This window comes from Neobacillus sp. K501, assembly GCF_053749995.1.
The window spans coordinates 383033-403502 of record NZ_JBSLYA010000001.1; the positions used below are offsets into that span (position 1 = coordinate 383033).

Here is a 20470-nt window from a genome sequence, read left to right on the forward strand (position 1 = left end):
CATTCAAACTGAAACTATTTCATCTTCTTATGTCAAATTCAAAGGAGGTAATAATAAGATCCTAATCATTTGTTCAGTCGTGAACAATACGTAATCACTGACAGTATGTTGGTAAGGCACAATAATATATTGTGCCTATTTCTTCTCGATTTGTAAACAGGTGAATCAAATTTTTAGAAAAACATTCACATTTATTATTATATTTACCTACAAAGGCTACTAAATCGTATCACACTTTAGAAACCCTTGCAAGGAATTTTACAAAACTTTCACAAAGTTCTGAATTGTTTCTAACGCTCGATTGGCATGTTGTAAATTTCTTTCCTGTTTCCCTCTGATTTTTTCAGGGAGCTCTGGAAATAAGCCAAAGTTTGCATTCATCGGTTGGAAATTCTTAGGATTTGCCGTCGTTATATATCGCGCCATACTTCCGATTGCTGTTTCTTCAGGGAACTCTAATGGTTCTTGATCAGCAGCTAATCTGGCTGCATTGATGCCAGCAATCAGGCCACTCGCTGCAGATTCTACATATCCCTCAACCCCTGTCATTTGCCCTGCAAAGAACAGCTCTTCACGATTACGGAATTGATAGGTCGATTTCAGCACTTTCGGTGAATTAATAAACGTATTCCGGTGCATAACTCCATAACGAACAATTTCGGCATTTTCAAGCCCTGGAATCAATTGGATTACTTCTTTTTGCGGGCCCCATTTTAAATGCGTTTGGAAACCAACAATATTATATAAAGTTCCTGCAGCATCATCTTGACGAAGCTGAACTACTGCATAAGGTCTTTTCCCTGTCTTTGGATCTTCAAGCCCAACAGGCTTCAATGGACCAAACAGCATCGTTTTCTTTCCACGCTGTCCCATTACCTCAATCGGCATACATCCCTCGAAAAAGATTTCCTTTTCAAATTCTTTTAATGGAACCGTTTCTGCAGAAATTAGCGCTTCATAAAAACGGTTAAACTCTTCCTCCGTCATTGGACAATTCAAGTACGCAGCTTCCCCTTTGTCATAACGGGATTTCAGGTATACCTTATCCATATCAATACTATCTTTTTCAATAATCGGTGCAGCAGCATCATAAAAATAAAGGTAATCTTCACCAGTTAGGTTCTTAAGCTGAGCCGATAAATCAGGACTTGTTAGCGGACCAGTAGCGATAACAGTAATCCCCTCGGGTATTTCCGTAACCTCTTCATTTATAACCGTAACATTTTCGTGATTCTTTACCAATTCTGTCACTTTGGCGGCGAACTCATGGCGGTCAACAGCCAATGCCCCACCAGCTGGAACCGAACAAGCGTCAGCTGCAGCAATAATAACAGAATCAAGTTTCCTCATTTCTTCCTTCAATACACCGACAGCATTTGTTAATGTATTCGCTCTTAATGAATTACTACACACAAGTTCCGCAAATTTATCGGTATGATGGGCTGGTGTCTGTTTGACAGGTCTCATTTCATATAAGCGAACTTTTACACCGCGTTTTGCTATTTGCCATGCCGCTTCACTTCCTGCCAAGCCAGCACCAATTACATTAATGGTTACATTCGTCATTACGAACCTCCTGATATTTTCATAGCTGAATAAGTTATTAGGTGTATTTGATTTTTACAACAATTACTTTTCCCTCTTTTTAACCCATCTTGCATTGTACTATACGAATCAAACAGAAAAAAGTTTTATGATTTAAAAATTTAAAAAGAATTGACATACAAAAAGAGTGAGCAGTGCTCACTCTTTTCTAACTTTGCGGAACTTCCTTGTAATCACATTCCGTACATTGGACTTGAACACCTTTTTTTAATTTCTTTTCAACAAGCGGCCCCTCACATTTAGGACAGCTTCTTGGAAGTGGTTTATCCCATGAAATGAACTCACATTCCGGAAAGCGATCGCAGCCATAGAATAGTCTCTTCTTCTTACTTTTCCGTTCGATGATTTGACCTTCTTTACACTTCGGACAAGTTACTCCGATTTCCTTGACTATTGCTTTTGTGTTACGACAGTCTGGGAAATTGCTGCAGGCCATAAATTTTCCAAATCGTCCCATTTTGAAGACCATTGGACTTGAACATAGTTCACAATCTTCTCCTGCTGGTTCATCTTTAATTTCAACTGATTGCATTTCTTTTTCAGCTTTTTCCAAATGCTTTTCAAAATCCTGATAGAAATGATCAATAATCTCAACCCATGGGACTTTACCATCTTCAATATTATCCAAATCTTGTTCCATTTTTGCTGTGAATTCAACATCAAGAATGTCTGGAAAGAATTCAAGCATCAACTCATTACAAATTTCACCTAATTCAGTGGGAACAAAACGTTTATTATCTAATGCAACATAGCCACGCTTCTGAATCGTATCTAATGTTGGCGCATAGGTGGATGGTCGGCCAATACCTAGTTCTTCAAGCGTTTTTACTAATCTAGCTTCCGTATATCTTGGTGGCGGCTGCGTAAAATGCTGTTTAGGCTCTATATCTTTTTTGAAAACCTCGTCCCCCTCTTGCAAATCTGGGAGCATTTTATTGCCTTCCTCCACTTGGTCATCAGAACCCTCAACATATAGCTTCATGAAACCTGGAAATTTAATCTTAGAGCCGGTAGCACGAAATACCACATTTCCATTTTGCAAATCGACGCTCATCGTATCCATAACCGCTTGAGCCATTTGACTAGCCAAAAATCTTTCCCAAATTAGCTTATATAAACGGAATTGATCTCTTGATAAAAACTGTTTAACACTATTAGGTTCCCTGAGGGTACTTGTTGGTCGAATTGCTTCGTGAGCATCCTGGGCGTTAGATTGTTTTTTTTCTTTTCTTTGTTCTTCTTTTAAATAGTTCTCTCCATACTCATTACGAATATAATCTGCGGCTTCTTTCTGAGCAACCTCAGAAATTCTTGTTGAATCGGTTCTCATATAAGTAATAAGACCAATTGTACCAGCGGATCCCAGCTCAATTCCTTCATACAGTTGCTGTGCAAGCATCATTGTTTTTTTGGCGCGGAAGTTAAGTTTTCTAGCTGCTTCCTGCTGTAGAGATGATGTAATAAAAGCTGGTGATGGGTTTCGTTTTCTTTCCTTTTTGGTTACTGAAATAACTTTAAAGCTATCCCCATTTAATTGTTTTAAAATCGCCTCGACATCCTCATTAGAAGAAAGTGTCGTTTTTGGATGATTTACTAAAGCATGAAAGTTTGCGTTAAAATGATTTTTCCCTTTAACAAAATCTCCCTCAATGGTCCAGTATTCCTCTGGAGTGAACGCTTTAATTTCTTTCTCTCGGTCAATAATCAATCGGACCGCGATCGATTGAACACGTCCTGCACTTAGGCCTTTTTTTACTTTTTTCCAAAGAAGCGGGCTAATATTATAACCAACGAGACGATCCAAAACCCTTCTTGCCTGCTGAGCATCTACTAAATCCATATTGATGGGACGTGGATGCTTAAAGGATTCCTTAATTGCATCCTTTGTAATTTCATTAAAAACAACCCGGCAGTCTGATGATATATCAACATCTAAACTATGTGCTAAATGCCAAGCAATCGCTTCCCCTTCACGATCCGGGTCAGCTGCAAGGAAAACTTTTTTTGCTTTTTTGGCGGCTGTTTTTAATTCTTTTAAAACAGGTCCTTTTCCGCGTATCGTAATGTATTTCGGTTCAAAGTTCGTTTCTTTAGAGACACCCATTTGACTTCTCGGTAAGTCACGGATATGCCCCATCGAGGCTTTTACTTTATATTTATTTCCTAAATAGCGTTCAATTGTTTTCGCTTTTGCTGGCGATTCTACAATTACAAGAAAATCTGACATGCAAAAATCCTCCTCGGAGAGGGATATAAGAATTGTGGAAGCACCCGAAACAGGAAAAAACCAGATTCTAAGCTGCTTACAATTTGAGAAGATTTCCTAATTTCCAAATTTCTAACTCGGATATGTGAAAATACTTTACAAAAATGCCTTATCCCAAATTTTTTCTATTCGTACTAAAATCACTTCGGATAGAATTCGTTTTTTTAATACCTACTATTCTGAAACAAAAGTCGGTCTGTTGTCAACGAACAAGCGGTTGAAAGAGAAACCGTTTACACTTATTTAATGATAATCATACTCCAAATTATTCCTATATAGTCATATTTTTTCGAATATCTGTTGGAAAATGTATAACATATCTGAACTAATTTCAACCTTTTTTTGCTAATTTTTTATATTAATGAAAAAAAACTACAAAAATCTACGTTAAATTTTATGAATTTCTTAGTTTTCATTTACAATCGTAGTTCTTCGAAAATATCCTCTGCACATGTGACGAGCTTTGCTCCCTGTTGGATTAGGTCATTCGTACCTAATGAGAATGGGTTGAATATACTTCCTGGTAATGCAAATACTTCACGTCCTTCATTGACGGCGTAGTTGGCGGTTATTAAAGAGCCGCTCTTCCTCTTCGCTTCGATGATGAAGGTTCCATTTGATAGTCCACTGATAATTCGATTTCTTGCTGGAAAATGCCATCTTAATGGTTTTGTATCGGGAGGATATTCTGAAACAATCAGCTGTGTTTTCATTATTTCTAGCGCAAGATTCATATTCTCTTTTGGATATATATGATAAAAACCTCCTGCGATCACAGCAATCGTATTTCCTTGATTTTTTATAGCATATTCATGGGCAAGGGTATCAATCCCCTTCGCTAAACCACTGACAATGAGTACTCCTTTTTCCATCAGATGGGGGAAGATTAAGCGAATCGCATTTTTACCGTATTGTGTCGCTTGGCGTGAGCCTACCACCGCAAGTTTCGGCTTTTTATAAAGTAATGGTACATTTCCCTTAGCAAATAAGACCCAGGGTGGCTGATAAATTTCTTTTAACATTTCGGGGTAGTCCTTGTCAAAAATGGAGATAGCCTTAATATCATTTGTCTCATAATGACGGATTTGTTCGTGAATAGTTTCTAATGGAAGGTTTAGGGTTGTGGAAAGTGTGGTTTGGGTAATGGTACCTGGAGAATGTGGGAATATACTTTTTTGATGGGGATGCTGGTGAACAAATTGAAGCTTTGGGTCTTTTTTCAGCAATTGAAAGACTGTATTCCATGAGATATCTGGATAATGAAGCAAAGTAATGAGCCTTTCCTTAAAATCGTCCATAAATATACCTCCAAATATATTTTTTAAAAAGAAGAAATAGCCCCCCTTCATTAGGAGACTATTTCTAGTATTCAAAGATGTATCGAATTAATGTGTTTTACACTTTTCGTATAATCCTTGTTCTTTTAATACTTCAATCAAGGTTTCACCCATAACAGAAGGTGTATCAGCAACTTTAATACCGCATTCGTTCATAACACGGATTTTTTCATCGGCTGTCCCCTTACCGCCAGAAATAATCGCTCCAGCATGCCCCATACGCTTCCCTGGAGGTGCTGTGCGTCCGCCGATAAAGCCGACAACAGGTTTCGTCATATTAGCCTTCACCCATTCAGCCGCTTCTTCTTCAGCTGTACCACCAATTTCCCCAATCATGATGACAGCATATGTCTCAGGATCTTCATTGAATGCTTTTAAAACATCAATAAAGTTTGTCCCGTTTACAGGGTCGCCGCCAATTCCAACTGCTGTTGTTTGGCCGATTCCAGCTTGTGTTAATTGATGAACGGCTTCATATGTTAAGGTACCAGAACGTGAAACAACACCCACGTGGCCTTTTGTATGAATGTAACCAGGCATGATTCCAATTTTACACTCGTCAGGTGTAATAACTCCCGGACAGTTAGGACCTACTAAACGAGTCTTCTTACCTTCCATATATCGCTTAACTTTTACCATATCCAATACTGGGATATGCTCAGTTATACAAATGGTAAGATCCAATTCAGCGTCTACAGCTTCAATAATCGCATCAGCTGCAAATGGAGCTGGCACATAGATGACGGATGCAGTAGCACCAGTAGCTGCAACGGCTTCTTTCACGGTATTAAAGACAGGTACTCCTTCAACTTCCATACCGCCTTTACCAGGAGTAGTACCGCCAACAATTTGTGTACCATATTCAAGCATTTGTTTTGTATGAAAAAGGGCTGTTGAACCAGTAATCCCTTGGACAATTACTTTCGTATCTTTATTAATAAAAACGCTCACGTTAATTCCCCTTTCTTAAGATCCTATTTCACTAAGGAAACGATTTTTTGTGCTCCGTCAGCCATAGATTCAGCTGCAATAATGTCAATGCTGGATTCAGCTAGGATTTTCTTACCTAAATCAACATTCGTTCCTTCTAAGCGAACGACAAGTGGTACACTAAGTCCAACTTGTTTAGCTGCCTCTACAACACCCTCAGCAATGACATCACATTTCATGATTCCGCCAAAGATATTAACAAAAATACCTTTTACGTTTGGATCTGAAAGGATAATTTTGAAAGCTTCGGTAACTTTCTCAGCTGTAGCACCGCCCCCAACATCAAGGAAGTTAGCAGGGTCGCCGCCATAATGCTTAACGATATCCATTGTTGCCATCGCAAGTCCGGCACCATTAACCATACAGCCGATATTACCATCTAACGATATATAGCTTAAATCATATTTTGAAGCTTCGATTTCTTTTGGATCTTCTTCCTCAAGGTCACGATAGCTCAGTACGTCTTTTTGACGATATAGTGCATTAGAGTCAAAGTTTAATTTTGCATCCAATGCCATTACTTTTCCATCACCAGTAACAACGAGAGGGTTGATTTCGGCAATGGAGCAATCCTTCTCAATATAAGCACTATATAAGCCCATCATAAACTTAACCGCTTGATTGACCAGTTCTTTAGGAATGTTAATGTTGAATGCGATTCTGCGAGCTTGATATGGCATTAAACCAATAACCGGATCGATTTCTTCTTTAAAGATTTTTTCCGGAGTTTTTTCAGCTACTTCTTCAATTTCTGTTCCGCCTTCTTCTGAAGCCATTAGGACGACACGAGAAGTTGCACGGTCTAAAACAAGGCCGACATAATATTCTTTTTTAATATCGCAGCCTTCTTCAATCAACAGGCGCTTAACTTCTTTACCTTCTGGGCCAGTTTGGTGTGTAACCAATGTCTTACCAAGGATTTCGCTTGCATATGTACGAACTTCGTCAAGGTTTTTTGCAACCTTAACTCCGCCAGCTTTCCCCCGTCCGCCAGCATGGATTTGCGCTTTTACTACACATACTTGTGTACCTAATTCTTTTGCAGCTTCGACAGCTTCTTCAACAGTGAAAGCTACTTTTCCATTAGGAACCGTTACCCCATACTTTCTGAGGATCTCTTTTCCTTGATACTCATGGATATTCATTTCCCATCCTCCTATCAAACTCTTCAAAAAATTGACTCCGTTTTCATTTTATATAATGACACTAACCTTGTCTACCAAAATGCAAAAAAATTATATTCATCTTAATATTATGATTGTTCCACCACTTGAAAATAAAGCGTTTTCAACCAGTTCTACTATAAAACTATTTTTTACAATAATAAAACAGGCCAAAGCCTGTCCTATTATTATTATTTAAACATATCCTTCACAGGAGCAAAGCTTTTTCGATGGTACCGAGTAATTCCATGCTTCTCTATGGCAGTCAAATGTTCTTTTGTGCCATAGCCCATGTTATTCTGAAATCCATATACAGGAAATTCAGATGCCATTTCAACCATTAATTTATCTCTTGCGACCTTTGCAACAATCGAAGCCGCAGCAATGGATACACTTTTAGCATCCCCTTTAATAATCGATTCAACAGGATATGGAGTTTCTAGTTTCATGGCATCAATTAACAGAAAATCTGGTTGTCTAGTTAAATTGACGATCGCTGATAGCATTGCTTTTTTTGTAGCCTCATAAATGTTAATTTGATCAATTACCTCAGCATCGATCCTCGCTACGCTATAAGCAATTGCTTCTTTTCTGATGATTTCATCAAATTCAAGACGCTTATTTTCCGATAGTTTTTTAGAATCATCAATCCCTGCTAGGTAGAAGTCATTTGGCAAAATCACTGCCGCTGCCACCACGGGACCTGCCAGCGGTCCCCTGCCAACCTCATCCACACCAGCGATATAATGATATCCTTGTGACCGATATTTTTTTTCGTAGGAATTCATGACAAGAAACTTTTCGTGTATTTGTTTCTCCATTGCTTTTTGCTTACGCCATTTATGTATTAGCTTTTGAACACCTTTCCGCTCATCATGCAGTAAGGTTTGCAGGGCAGGATCATCTTCAGAAGTAATAGTACGAAGCAGTTCTTCAATTTCAATTATTGTTTGTATCTTCATTTTCTTCACCCGCTTGTAATCATACCTTTAAAGCATCTACCGTTTCAATCCCAAAATAAAGGAAAAGCTCACCAAGTAAGTGAGCTTTTCTTTGAACTATTCTGTTGGAGTGGCGAGTTCGCTTGGCCGTTCAAAAGATATCGATCCAAATTTTTCCGACCTGATTTCCCTTATGACAAGCTCTGAGACTTTATCATAATCAACGACCCCTCCGGCCCCAAGACAGCCTCTTAATTCCCCAATGTGGTCAAACATCTCCACTACATTTTCCGGGACAGCCTCGAGCTTATAACGCTCTTTTAGTCTCTCTGGATAATGTTGCTCGAGAAATTGCAATGAATAAACGACAAGATCTTGAAGATTTAATAGCGTATCTTTAATTGCTCCGGTTACTGCCAGCTTTTTTCCAACCTCTTGATCTTCAAATTTAGGCCATAGTATTCCGGGGGTATCTAATAATTCTAGTTCTTTACCGACTTTTATCCACTGTTGAGCTTTTGTTACACCTGGTGTATTCCCGGTCTTGGCAAGATTTTTTTTAGCAAGCCGATTAATCAGTGTTGATTTACCAGCATTTGGAATACCTACAATCATTGCTCTTATTGCTCGTGGATTTTTAACTCCTTTTGCCTTTAAACGATCAAATTTTTCTTTTAAAATCTCATGGGATGCTTGGACTATTTCCTTCATCCCTTCACCAGCTTGAGAATTGATTGCTAGTGCTTTTATACCTTGTTTAGCAAAGAAGGCTATCCATTCTTTTGTCACAGCTTTATCTGCCATATCAGCTTTATTTAATAAAACCAGCCGTGGTTTATGTTGGATGATTTCATCTATCATTGGATTCCTTGATGAATACGGTATTCTTGCATCAACCAATTCAAAAATAATATCAACTAGCTTTAATTTTTCTGTGACCTCTCGACGGGCTTTGGCCATATGGCCCGGAAACCATTGAATCGTCATAAGAGTCACCTCCCAAACACTATTTCACGATGTGAGCATCTTTTAAAGGCCAATAAACAATGCTCGTTTTTCCAATGATCTTTTCCATTGGTATGGTTCCAATATGCCGGCTATCCTTACTAAAACGGCGATTATCACCCATAACGAACAATTCACCCTCTGGGACAGTTTGTTTACCGACTTTTGTTTCTTCAAGCTTAAAAGGATCCGTTAATGGACCTTCAACGCCTTCTTTATATTCATCTAAATATGGTTCTTCATAGGCTTTCCCATTGACATATAATGTATCATCTTTATATTCAATTTGGTCACCCGGTAAGCCAATGACTCGCTTTATGTAATCCTTTTGTTCAGGTGCATGAAAGACGATAATATCAAATCGCTCCGGCTCACCAATTTTATAGCTTAGTTTGTTTACAATCATCCTGTCTTGATGTTGTAATGTTGGCATCATTGATAATCCATCGACCACAATTGGTGCAAAAAGAAAATATCGAATGACTGCTGCAAGTGCAACAGCAATTAATAATGCCTTGATCCATTCCCAGAGTTCATTTTTCTTTCTCGCCATAGCAATTCCCCACCAATCACTGAAAAAATATTATCTACCTTTTATTTTACATAAAAACACCCTATTATTCACGATGGGGCTCTTTTTTTATGAAACTTTAATGATTTATTTACAGTAATAAGATTGGTTGTACGAAAAAAGAGCTTGCAGAGCAAGCTCTTTCTTTTATTATCGAATTTCTTTAATACGCGCTTTTTTACCACGTAGCTTACGTAGGTAGTATAGCTTAGCACGGCGAACTTTACCGCGACGCAATACTTCAAGCTTCGCAATTTTAGGTGTGTGGACAGGGAAAGTACGCTCAACGCCTACTCCGTAAGAAATCTTACGAACTGTGAAAGTTTCGCTAATTCCACCACCACGACGCTTAATTACAACACCTTCAAATAACTGAATACGTTCGCGAGTACCCTCGACAACCTTAACGTGTACACGTACAGTGTCACCAGGACGGAACGAAGGAAGATCAGTACGAAGTTGTTCTTGTGTAATTTCTTTAATTAATTGTTGCATCGTTTTCAACTCCTTCCAACAGACGCTCATGCACATCTCATTCATTTCATTGCAGCGGAACATCTTTATAAGACCAACCCGAATTATTAAACTCAGCTCAAGTCACAAGAAGTATCTTACCACAAAAAAGAACCCCGTGCAATAACTATTCAAATTCTTTTTTTACTTCCATCAGCCATTTTTCCTGTTCTTTGGTTAACTCTATCTTCTCTAAAAGATCCGGCCGGCGGGTAAGTGTTCTTCGGAGTGCTTCCTTATTCCGCCACTCCTCGATTAGTTTGTGATTACCAGACAGCAGCACATCCGGAACCTTCAATCCTCTAAAATCGGCTGGTCTTGTGTAATGAGGATGTTCCAAAAGACCTGTACTAAAAGAATCCTTCATATGGGATTCTTCATTGCCTAGTACTTCTGGTAAAAGACGGACAACACTGTCGATTACCACCATGGCGCCAAGCTCCCCGCCAGTTAAGACATAATCACCAATTGAAATTTCATCTGTCACTACATGGTCGCGGATTCTTTCATCATATCCTTCATAATGACCGCAGATGAAAATAAGATGTTCCTCTTGAGCTAATTCCTCCGCTTTGCGTTGATCATAGCGCTCCCCTTGAGGGCAAAGGAGGATGACTCTCGCGTTTCTACTATCTGCCTGTGCTTTTAATGCTTCTACCGCATCAAAGATAGGCTGTGGCTTTAAAACCATGCCAGCACCGCCACCATAAGGATAATCATCGACGGTATGATGTTTATTATCAGCGTAATCGCGGAAATTGACAACATTGTATTGAACTGCCGACTTCTCTGTTGCTTTATGTAGAATGGATTGTCCAAAAACACCTGAAAACATTTCAGGGAATAGCGATAAAACATCAATCTTCATCATGAAAGTAACCCTTCCATCGGTTCAATTAAGATGAGTTTTCCCTTGACATCAACTTTCTTAACTACCTCATCAATATAAGGAATCAAGATTTCTTTTCCACCCTTGCCTTTTATAACCCAAACATCATTAGCACCCGGTGAAAGGATTTCTGACACCGTGCCTATTTCCACTCCTTCAATCGTCTCAACTTTACAGCCAATAATCTCGTGATAATAGTATTCACCTTCATTTAAATCTCCCAACTGCGACTCAGGAACTTTTAAAATCCCATCCCTAAATTTTTCAACTTCGTTAATGTTTTCAAAGCCTTCAAACGTTAGGAGATCAAAGTTTTTATGACTGCGATGCGTTTTAACAGTTAATTCGATTGGGACAGTAGCTTTTGGCATAAATAAATACAAAACGTTGCCAATCTTATAGCGCTCCTCAGGGAAATCAGTTCGAGAAATAACTCGCACCTCACCTCTAATCCCATGGGTATTCACAATCTTGCCAACATTAAACCATTTTTCCATCTATTTTTCACCTCGTATTTCTTCAATCATTCCATCCTTAATAAGGATCGTTCTTTGAGTTAATTTTTCATCCCATACATCCCCAACATTGACTTCAATAAGGGCTTGTACCTCTTTTTCCTTTAATTCGCTCCCTATCGGTAGCATATGTAATTGTTCAATTTGAAACTCAAGCTGTTTTTCTTTTTCACCCCGTTTTTGAAGTTCCTTTTCAAAATGTTTGTTTAAGAGGCTGGTTTGATACTTTTTATTTTTTTCAAGTCTTTTTAATTCAAATTGAAGCTGTTGATATTCTTTTTGCAATTGCAGCTTTGCTGCAAAATATTTTTCAAGCAGCTTTTGTTTACTTTCTTCTGTTAATATTTGTTTCACCACAACCGTTTGAATGATTTGCACAAGATTGCCTCCCTAAAGCAATTTCCATCCTTCCACTTTTCTAAGATAGCAAAAAAGGGAGGATTATTAACCCTCCCTTTTATCTAGATGCAAAAAGCTATTCACCAATTTCTAGAAAAATTTTCTTTTGTTGTGATGATCCTGCTGCATATACAACAGTTCTAATGGCCTTTGCAACGCGCCCCTGCTTTCCAATTACTTTCCCCATATCTGTCTTATTGACTGATAAATGGTAGGTAATTCGTTGATCTTCTTCGATTACGTCCACTCGAACATCATCTGGAAAATCAACAAGAGGCTTAACAATCGTTTCGAGTAATTGTTTCATTTTTACTCCAATTACTTGCTTAACTTAGCATTATGGAATTTTTCCATGATGCCTTCGTTAGAGAAAAGGTTACGAACTGTATCAGATGGTTTCGCACCATTTTGTAACCATTTAAGAGCTAATTCTTCGTTGATTTGGATTGCCGCTGGTTGAGCAACCGGATTGTACGTTCCGATCACTTCAATGTAACGTCCATCACGAGGAGAACGAGAATCTGCTGCTACGATACGATAAAAAGGAGTTTTCTTTGCTCCCATACGCTTTAAACGAATTTTTACTGCCATTTTAAATAAGCACCTCCGAATAGTTTCACACAAGATAGTATATTATCAATTATTAAATCATTTGTAAAGTGTTTTTTCTTTACATATATTATTACCAATTTTAAACAAAACAAAACTTATTAAAAAGGTTTAAATGGAAATTTAAATCCACCTTTTTTCTTGCCTTTTTGCTGCATACCTGTCATTTGCTTCATCATCTTCTTCATGTCCTCAAACTGTTTTAATAAACGATTTACTTCCGGCACCGGTCTACCGCTCCCTTTTGCAATCCGCCTTTTACGGTTTGAGTTCAAGATTTCTGGATGAGTCTTTTCTTCCATTGTCATAGAGCGAATGATCGCTTCAACATGGGCAATTTGTTTCTCATCGATTTGAAGATTATTCAAGCCTTTGATTTTATTTGCGCCAGGCATCATTTTTAATAACTCATCAAGCGGTCCTAAATTGCGTACCTGTCCAAGTTGGTCCAAAAAGTCATCGAGCGTAAAAGATGCTGTTCGCATTTTTTGCTCAAGCTCTTTTGCCTTTTCTTCATCCACGTTTGCCTGCGCCTTTTCAATGAGCGTCAGAACGTCCCCCATGCCAAGAATTCTTGAAGCCATCCTTTCTGGATGAAACGGCTCCAATGCATCCATCTTCTCTCCCATACCAATAAACTTAATTGGGGTTTGGGTAACGGCACGAATCGATAGGGCTGCCCCACCGCGCGTATCACCGTCAAGTTTCGTCAAAACAACACCCGTCAATCCGAGCTGTTCATTAAAGCTTTGGGCAACATTTACAGCATCCTGTCCTGTCATCGCATCGACGACAAGGAAAATTTCATCAGGTTTTGTTAATTCTTTAATATCCTTCAGCTCGTCCATCAAGGCTTCATCCACATGCAATCGACCTGCGGTATCAATAAGAACATAGTCATTATGCTCTTCTTTTGCTTTGGCGATGGCTTCTTTGGCAATTTCAACTGGACTTACCTGATCCCCTAGCGAGAAAACAGGCATATCTAACTGTTTTCCAAGCGTCTGAAGTTGTTTAATCGCTGCTGGACGATAAATATCGGCGGCAACAAGCATCGGCTTACGATTATACTTTTTACGAAGTAAATTTGCCAATTTCCCTGTTGTCGTTGTTTTACCAGCACCTTGTAATCCCACCATCATAATAACGGTAGGAGGACGGTTCGATGCGGCAATCTTACTTTGTTCTCCCCCCATTAACTCTGTTAATTCTTCATTAACAATTTTAATGATTTGCTGTCCAGGGGATAAACTTTTTAACACCTCTTGTCCTACTGCACGTTCGCTGACTTTCTTAACAAAATCTTTGACAACCTTGAAGTTAACGTCTGCTTCTAATAGAGCAAGACGAACTTCACGCATCATTTCTTTTACATCCGCTTCAGAGACTTTTCCTTTTCCACGGATTTTTTGAATTGTATTCTGCAGTCGGTCGGCTAATCCTTCAAATGCCATTCATGCCGCCTCCTAATCTAATTTCTCAAGCTCGGCAACCACCTCTAACATTGCCTGCTTTGAAGGGTGTTCTTCAGACAGCATTCCTTTAACATGTCGTAAAAGCTTGCTGCGCTCTTGAAATTTTTGAAATAATAATAACTTTTCTTCATACTCTTCAAGCATTGCCTCTGTTCGCTTGATATTATCATAAACCGCTTGTCGGCTGACATCATACTCTTCGGCAATTTCTCCAAGTGAGTAATCATCCAAATAATAGAGAGACATATAGCTTTGTTGCTTTGGTGTTAACAACGAATGATAGAAATCATAGAGATAATTCATTCGTGTTGTTTTTTCAAGCATGCTACCAACTCCCATGTTAAGTGAAAAGCCTTTACAAAAGTAAGTTTACACAGTGTTACACTGTCTGTCAAGATAATACCTTTACAACGGCAATTAAGATTGTTCCACTTGGTCCGCAAACAATCCATATACGTATTGCTCTGCATTAAACACTTGAAGATCATCCATTTTCTCTCCAAGGCCAACGAATTTAACTGGAATTTTCAATTCATTACGGATTGCAAGAACAATCCCACCTTTTGCGGTTCCATCCAATTTTGAAAGAACAATTCCGCTAACATTCGTTGCTTCCTTAAAAGTTTTAGCCTGAATGAGGGCATTTTGTCCTGTCGTTGCATCAAGGACTAAGAGAACTTCATGTGGTGCACCAGGAACTTCCCGTTCAATTACCCGCTTGACCTTCTCCAGTTCTTTCATCAGATTAACCTTGTTTTGCAGGCGTCCTGCTGTATCACAAATCAAAATATCCACTTTACGTGATTTTGCAGCCTTAAGGGCATCGTACATAACAGCAGCCGGGTCCGACCCTTCCTCCTGCTTTATCACATCCACGCCGACTCGATCCCCCCACACCTCAAGCTGATCGATTGCACCAGCACGGAATGTATCTCCTGCAGCAAGGAGCACTGATTTACCTTCCGTTTTGAATTTGTGGGCGAGTTTCCCGATTGTCGTTGTTTTACCTACACCATTTACACCAACAAAAAGAATGACGGTAAGTTCTCCCTCTTGGATATTTAATAGTGATGACTGTTCCTCACCTGCATTGTAAATTTCCACAAGCTTTTCGGAAATAACACCTTGAACTTCCTGAGGGTCTTGAATATTTCGGCGTTTAACCTCCATCTTCAGCTCCTCGATGAGCTTCATAACGGTATCAAACCCCACATCAGCTTGAATGAGAATTTCCTCTAATTCTTCGAAGAAATCTTCATCCACTTTTCTGTACCTTGCAACAAGGTCGTTTACTTTGCCAGAGAAATTATCCCTCGTTTTGGTTAAGCCTTCTTTAAATTTTTCTGTTACCGTCTCAGTTTGTTTCGTAATTTTTTCTTTTAATTTCTTAAAAAAGCTCATTTCTTCACTTCCTATTTTTTATGATTCAACTTCAACTAGCTCCTTCGTATCTTCTAGTCTAACGGATACGAGCTTTGAGACACCTGATTCCTGCATCGTGACACCATAAAGAACATCTGCTTCTTCCATTGTGCCTTTTCTATGCGTAATAACAATGAATTGCGTTTCAGAACTAAATCGTTTTAAATATTGGCTAAAACGAAAAACATTCGCTTCATCTAGTGCTGCTTCTACCTCATCAAGAATACAGAATGGTACTGGGCGGACTTTTAAAATGGAAAATAATAGCGCAATCGCTGTTAATGCTCTTTCTCCACCGGATAAAAGTCCTAAGTTTTGCAGTTTCTTTCCTGGCGGCTGGGCAACAATTTCTACCCCTGTATTTAATAAATCCTCTGGATTGGTCAGCTTAAGATCTGCCCTTCCACCACCAAATAAAGCACGAAACACGGGCTCAAAGTGTTCACGAATCCCATTAAAGGTGAGCTCAAACCGCCGTTTCATCTCGATGTCCATTTCCTCAATGACCTGGAAGAGCGTATCCTTTGCCTCTTGAAGATCGGTCTTTTGTTCATTTAAAAATTCATATCGTTCTGAGACTCGCTCGTATTCTTCAATCGCTCCAAGATTCACATTGCCGAGTTCTTCAATCGCCAATTTAATGAGTTTTACCTTTTTGCGTGCTTCCTCTACTGGCACGGTAAGCGGATATTGCTCTTTTGCGCCTTCAAATGAAAGGAGATATTCTTCTCTGAGATGGGCAAGTCGCGTTTCAAGCTCAACGTCCAAACGGTTTATTTTGACTTCTTCATCTTTTAAAACTTCAATCATGCCCTTATGAAGCCGTTTTATCTCCTTCGTCTCAAGTTCAGCATCTTCCAGTCCGGTTTGCATCTTCATCCGTTCCTGTCTTCTTGAAGAGATTAATGATATAGTTTCCTCTTTATCCTGCTGCTTCTGTTTGGCAGCTATCTCTAATTGCTGCTCACCAGAAGTACTGCCTTCCATCTCTGAGTTTAATAATTGAAGGTCCTCTGTATAAAGGATTAACTTTTGCTCGCTCTCCTTTAATTCCGCTTTAATCAACTCAAACCGTTCATTTGTATTGATAAATTGCTCATTTTTCGCGGCAAACTCCACTTTTAGGTCATTGATTTCTTTCATTAAGGACTCTTTTGAAGTAAGATTATTCGACCTTTGTTCCGTTAATTTGGCGATTTCTTCATCAAGAGAAGCAATTTTCCCTTTGAATATCTCCATTTCTTGGTGCAGTTTTTCTTTTCGTGAGGTTAAAGATTGTTGTTCATCAGAAAATTGACCTTTTTCTTGATCATAAATGGCTAATCGGTCATTAATATTCTTTTCTTCGATCTCTGCTTCACGAAGGTCGCCTTTTAATGATTGTTCACTTAATCTTAACTCTTCACCAGATTCCCTAATCTTTTCAAGAGCTTGTTCGTTTAAAGCAACGGACTCTTTCAGTGATTTGACTTGGTTTTCGATAACGGCTGTCTTGTCGTCCATTACCGCAATTTTCCCCTTTAACTCTTCAAGCTCACCTTTACGAGTAAGTAACGACGTTGTTTTCTGTTTAACCGCCCCTCCTGTCATCGAGCCGCCTGGATTTACAATATCCCCTTCAAGGGTAACAAGACGACAGCGGTATTGGAGGATTTTCGCAAGTTCATTAGCACCCTTTAAATCCTTAGTGACTACGACATTCCCTAAAAGGTTTTGAATGACTTCTTCATATTTCCCCTCATATTTTACAAGACTGACCGCACTTCCCACTAATGAAGGGTGATTTTGTATGGATGACAGTTGCGCAGTGGATAACGGTCTACCTTTGATAACACTCATTGGTAAAAAAGTAGCACGACCAAAAGAATTTTGTTTCAAATATTGAATGGCCTGTCGGGCATTCTGCTCTGTGTCAACAACAATATGCTGCAGGGCTGCCCCTAATGCCGTTTCAAGGGCTGTTTCATATTCCTTTGGAACCGTAACAAGTTCTGCTACAGCCCCCTCAATGCCATGGAGCTTCTTGTTGCGTGCCTTAAGAATCTCCTTAACCCCTTGGAAAAAGCCTGAAAAATCCTCTTCCATTTCCTCTAGCATTTCTTTTCTTGATTTAGCCTGCTGAAGAATTTGATAGGCTTGATACAACATTTTTTCTTGCTTTTGATAATTATTTTTTATGTTCTCGAGCTTTCGCTGCTGTTCCCTAAATTCAACCACTTGATCAGCTAACTTTTTTTGAACTTCTTCTAACGCTGACTGGATTTTTTGCTTTTTCGCTTGAGCTAAGCGGCGGTCTTCAATATACCTCTGATTTTCAGAGTCGAGCCGGGTACTTTTTCTCTCCTGCTGTTCTAGCTGTTGATCAATATATTTCGATTCATTCTTAGCACCTGCCTGCTCGTTAAGCAGCTCAATATATTCACCTTTTAAAGATTCTATTTTTTCATCAATATTTTCAGCAAATAGGGTTAGCTTCTCCTGTTTTTCCTTAAGAAGAACCTGTAGAGAGTTCACTTGATCTTTCAACTGATCAAAAAGTTCTTTTTGACTATCTCTATTCCCCTGTAAATGATTGACCTTTTCAGTAAATTCAGCGATATTTTTCTCAAGCTGAATCCGATTTTGCGAGGCATTTTTTTTCCGTTCCTTTAAAACTTCTTTTCTGCCTTCCAACTTTTCAAGCTCTTCACTCGCATAGAGGAGGACATTTTGCAAATCATTAATCGACTCGTCAAGGGCAGCGATATGATCCCTCGTCTCCTCGATCTTTGCCTCTTTTATTTGCAGTGTTGAAGCAAGTTTTATCTCTTCCTGTTGATGTGTCTCAAGCTGGTGTGATAAGTTTTCCCACTTTTGATGGAGGTCTTCAATATCATATACAGTTAAGGCAACTTCGATTTTCTCCAGTTCTTCTTTTTTCTCAAGATAATCCTTAGCAATCGATGCCTGGATTTTTAGAGGTTCTACCTGGCTTTCCAGCTCATGTAATATATCGTTTACACGGTTTAAATTCTCTTGTGTTTCCGACAGTTTTACTTCAGCTTTTTTCTTGCGGTTTTTATACTTTAGAACACCTGCTGCTTCCTCGAAAATCGTTCTCCGGTCTTCGGCTTTACTATTTAGAATTTCTTCTACCTTCCCTTGGCTGATAATCGAAAACGCTTCTCTCCCAAGGCCAGAATCCATAAATAAATCAATAATATCCTTTAACCTGCATGGCTGTTTATTAATTAAAAACTCACTTTCACCTGAACGCGTAACTCTTCTTGTAACGCTAACCTCATTGTAGTCAATGGCCAACCGTTCATCTTGATTGTCGAGTGTTAGTGTGACTTCCGCATAATTTAACGGCTTTCTCGAATCACTTCCAGCAAAAATGATATCTTCCATTTTAGAGCCTCTTAATGATTTAGCAGATTGTTCGCCCAACACCCAACGGATAGCATCTGTGATATTACTTTTCCCGCTTCCATTGGGACCCACAACTGCTGTGACTCCTGGAACAAAATCCACACCGATCCGTTCGGCAAAGGATTTAAATCCAATGATATCCAACCGTTTTAAATACATTTCGTTATCCTCCCTAGAGCTTGGCCGGAAACACCCCTTAGCATTCTACTGTATTACAAAGTTGTCTTTGCTTTCAATACTTCCAGCGCCTTTTGGGCGGCATGCTGTTCTGCTTCTTTTTTTGATTTTCCAGTACCAATACCTAATTCTTCACCATTTAATGAAACCCTTGAAACAAATTCCTTGTTATGAGCAGGACCTTTTTCAAGTAATACCCGGTATTCAATTATACCGATCCCATCTCTTTGAATTAATTCTTGCAGTTGGCTTTTAAAATCCATCACATGAGAAAAAGCACCTTCATTTATTTTAGGGTAAACAACTTTATCGAGAATCTCGATGACGATTTCTAGACCTTTATCCAAGTATAGGGCACCAATGAAAGCTTCAAACACATCGGCAAGTAGTGCAGGCCGTTCTCTACCGCCAGTCATTTCCTCGCCTTTTCCTAATAGGATTAACGGGCCGAAGTTCAGCTCATTGGCTAAGGTTACAAGCGATGGCTCACAAACAATGGCAGCGCGGAGCTTCGTTAATTCACCTTCACTCATCATTGGATATTTTTTAAAAAGGAATTGTGAAACCGTCAGTTCAAGTACAGCATCCCCTAAAAATTCAAGCCTTTCATTGTCTTCATAAGGCTTTCTGCGATGCTCATTCACATAGGATGAATGAGTAAAAGCTTGCTTCAATAATTTTTCATTTTCAAAATGAATACCAATTTTAGTTTGAAAATCCTTAAATTGATTATCTTTTGCGCGATTTTTCATTTCGTTTTCTTTACCTTTTTTGCGCATTATCAAGTCTCCACCTTGCATAAATTTTACATCTAATCACAGTTTAAAAAAACACCATTCAAAACGCAAAGAAACCTGGCAGAATTATTTTACTGCCAAGTTCTATAATACAGAAGAAAGCTCCGTTTGAAAACGGAGCTTTTGAAGAAATCCAACGATTATTACTTGTTATTTATGTAATTAACAGCATCACCTACTGTGCTGATTTTTTCAGCATCATCGTCAGAAATTTCCATATCAAACTCATCTTCTAATTCCATAACTAATTCAACTACGTCTAGGGAATCAGCGCCAAGATCCTCTTTGAAAGAAGCTTCAAGGGTAACTTGAGACTCATCCACACCTAAACGGTCAACGATGATTTTAGTAACACGTTCTAAAACCTCTGCCATGTTCACTTCAC

20 protein-coding genes are annotated in these 20470 nt (G+C 38.9%); all 20 read right to left on the reverse strand.

Features of this window, described 5'->3' with window-relative positions; all coding sequences use genetic code 11:
• Positions 1–258 precede the first annotated feature (258 nt).
• The gene (gene trmFO / locus ACWM35_RS01835) at positions 259–1566 is read right to left on the reverse strand and encodes an FADH(2)-oxidizing methylenetetrahydrofolate--tRNA-(uracil(54)-C(5))-methyltransferase TrmFO (RefSeq protein WP_454814915.1); all 1308 of its coding nucleotides are present in this window, start codon (positions 1564–1566) and stop codon (positions 259–261) included.
• A gap of 187 nt (positions 1567–1753) precedes the next feature.
• On the reverse strand, positions 1754–3832 hold the full coding sequence (topA, locus tag ACWM35_RS01840) for a type I DNA topoisomerase (RefSeq protein ID WP_454814917.1): 2079 nt from the start codon (positions 3830–3832) through the stop codon (positions 1754–1756).
• 455 nt (positions 3833–4287) lie between these two features.
• Positions 4288–5169 (reverse strand): DNA-processing protein DprA, encoded by an 882-nt coding sequence (gene dprA / locus ACWM35_RS01845; protein ID WP_454814919.1) that lies wholly within the window; start codon positions 5167–5169, stop codon positions 4288–4290.
• 87 nt (positions 5170–5256) lie between these two features.
• Positions 5257–6159: a succinate--CoA ligase subunit alpha gene (gene sucD, locus ACWM35_RS01850; protein ID WP_454814921.1), complete on the reverse strand. Its 903-nt coding sequence runs from the start codon at positions 6157–6159 to the stop codon at positions 5257–5259.
• Between the two features lie 23 nt (positions 6160–6182).
• Positions 6183–7343: an ADP-forming succinate--CoA ligase subunit beta gene (sucC, locus tag ACWM35_RS01855; protein WP_454814922.1), complete on the reverse strand. Its 1161-nt coding sequence runs from the start codon at positions 7341–7343 to the stop codon at positions 6183–6185.
• Positions 7344–7552: 209 nt separating this feature from the next.
• Entirely contained in the window at positions 7553–8323 is a 771-nt protein-coding gene (locus ACWM35_RS01860) for a ribonuclease HII (protein WP_454814924.1), read from the reverse strand.
• A gap of 96 nt (positions 8324–8419) precedes the next feature.
• Positions 8420–9289, reverse strand: a complete 870-nt coding sequence (ylqF, locus tag ACWM35_RS01865) for a ribosome biogenesis GTPase YlqF (protein WP_454814926.1) — start codon at positions 9287–9289, stop codon at positions 8420–8422.
• Between the two features lie 19 nt (positions 9290–9308).
• Positions 9309–9860, reverse strand: coding sequence for a signal peptidase I (gene lepB, locus ACWM35_RS01870; RefSeq protein WP_454814928.1), 552 nt, complete (start codon positions 9858–9860; stop codon positions 9309–9311).
• A gap of 168 nt (positions 9861–10028) precedes the next feature.
• Entirely contained in the window at positions 10029–10373 is a 345-nt protein-coding gene (gene rplS / locus ACWM35_RS01875) for a 50S ribosomal protein L19 (RefSeq protein ID WP_454814930.1), read from the reverse strand.
• A 145-nt stretch (positions 10374–10518) separates the two neighbouring features.
• On the reverse strand, positions 10519–11259 hold the full coding sequence (gene trmD, locus ACWM35_RS01880) for a tRNA (guanosine(37)-N1)-methyltransferase TrmD (protein WP_454815809.1): 741 nt from the start codon (positions 11257–11259) through the stop codon (positions 10519–10521).
• Positions 11259–11777, reverse strand: a complete 519-nt coding sequence (rimM, locus tag ACWM35_RS01885; protein WP_454814932.1) for a ribosome maturation factor RimM — start codon at positions 11775–11777, stop codon at positions 11259–11261. Before rimM ends, trmD begins: the two co-directional genes overlap by 1 nt.
• Positions 11778–12173: a YlqD family protein gene (locus ACWM35_RS01890; protein ID WP_454814933.1), complete on the reverse strand. Its 396-nt coding sequence runs from the start codon at positions 12171–12173 to the stop codon at positions 11778–11780.
• A gap of 97 nt (positions 12174–12270) precedes the next feature.
• Entirely contained in the window at positions 12271–12501 is a 231-nt protein-coding gene (locus ACWM35_RS01895) for a KH domain-containing protein (protein WP_454814935.1), read from the reverse strand.
• A gap of 11 nt (positions 12502–12512) precedes the next feature.
• Positions 12513–12785, reverse strand: coding sequence for a 30S ribosomal protein S16 (rpsP, locus tag ACWM35_RS01900; protein ID WP_454814937.1), 273 nt, complete (start codon positions 12783–12785; stop codon positions 12513–12515).
• A 119-nt stretch (positions 12786–12904) separates the two neighbouring features.
• Positions 12905–14257, reverse strand: coding sequence for a signal recognition particle protein (gene ffh, locus ACWM35_RS01905; protein ID WP_454814939.1), 1353 nt, complete (start codon positions 14255–14257; stop codon positions 12905–12907).
• Between the two features lie 12 nt (positions 14258–14269).
• Positions 14270–14602, reverse strand: coding sequence for a putative DNA-binding protein (locus ACWM35_RS01910; protein ID WP_454814941.1), 333 nt, complete (start codon positions 14600–14602; stop codon positions 14270–14272).
• A 93-nt stretch (positions 14603–14695) separates the two neighbouring features.
• Positions 14696–15679, reverse strand: a complete 984-nt coding sequence (gene ftsY, locus ACWM35_RS01915; protein ID WP_454814943.1) for a signal recognition particle-docking protein FtsY — start codon at positions 15677–15679, stop codon at positions 14696–14698.
• 18 nt (positions 15680–15697) lie between these two features.
• A complete protein-coding gene (gene smc / locus ACWM35_RS01920; RefSeq protein WP_454814945.1) occupies positions 15698–19270 on the reverse strand; it encodes a chromosome segregation protein SMC in 3573 nt (1190 codons plus the stop codon).
• Between the two features lie 53 nt (positions 19271–19323).
• Positions 19324–20067 carry a ribonuclease III gene (rnc, locus tag ACWM35_RS01925; protein WP_454814947.1) on the reverse strand — a complete coding sequence of 248 codons (744 nt, stop codon included), beginning with the start codon at positions 20065–20067 and terminating at the stop codon, positions 19324–19326.
• Between the two features lie 161 nt (positions 20068–20228).
• A complete protein-coding gene (gene acpP, locus ACWM35_RS01930; RefSeq protein WP_454814948.1) occupies positions 20229–20459 on the reverse strand; it encodes an acyl carrier protein in 231 nt (76 codons plus the stop codon).
• Between the last annotated feature and the right edge of the window lie 11 nt (positions 20460–20470).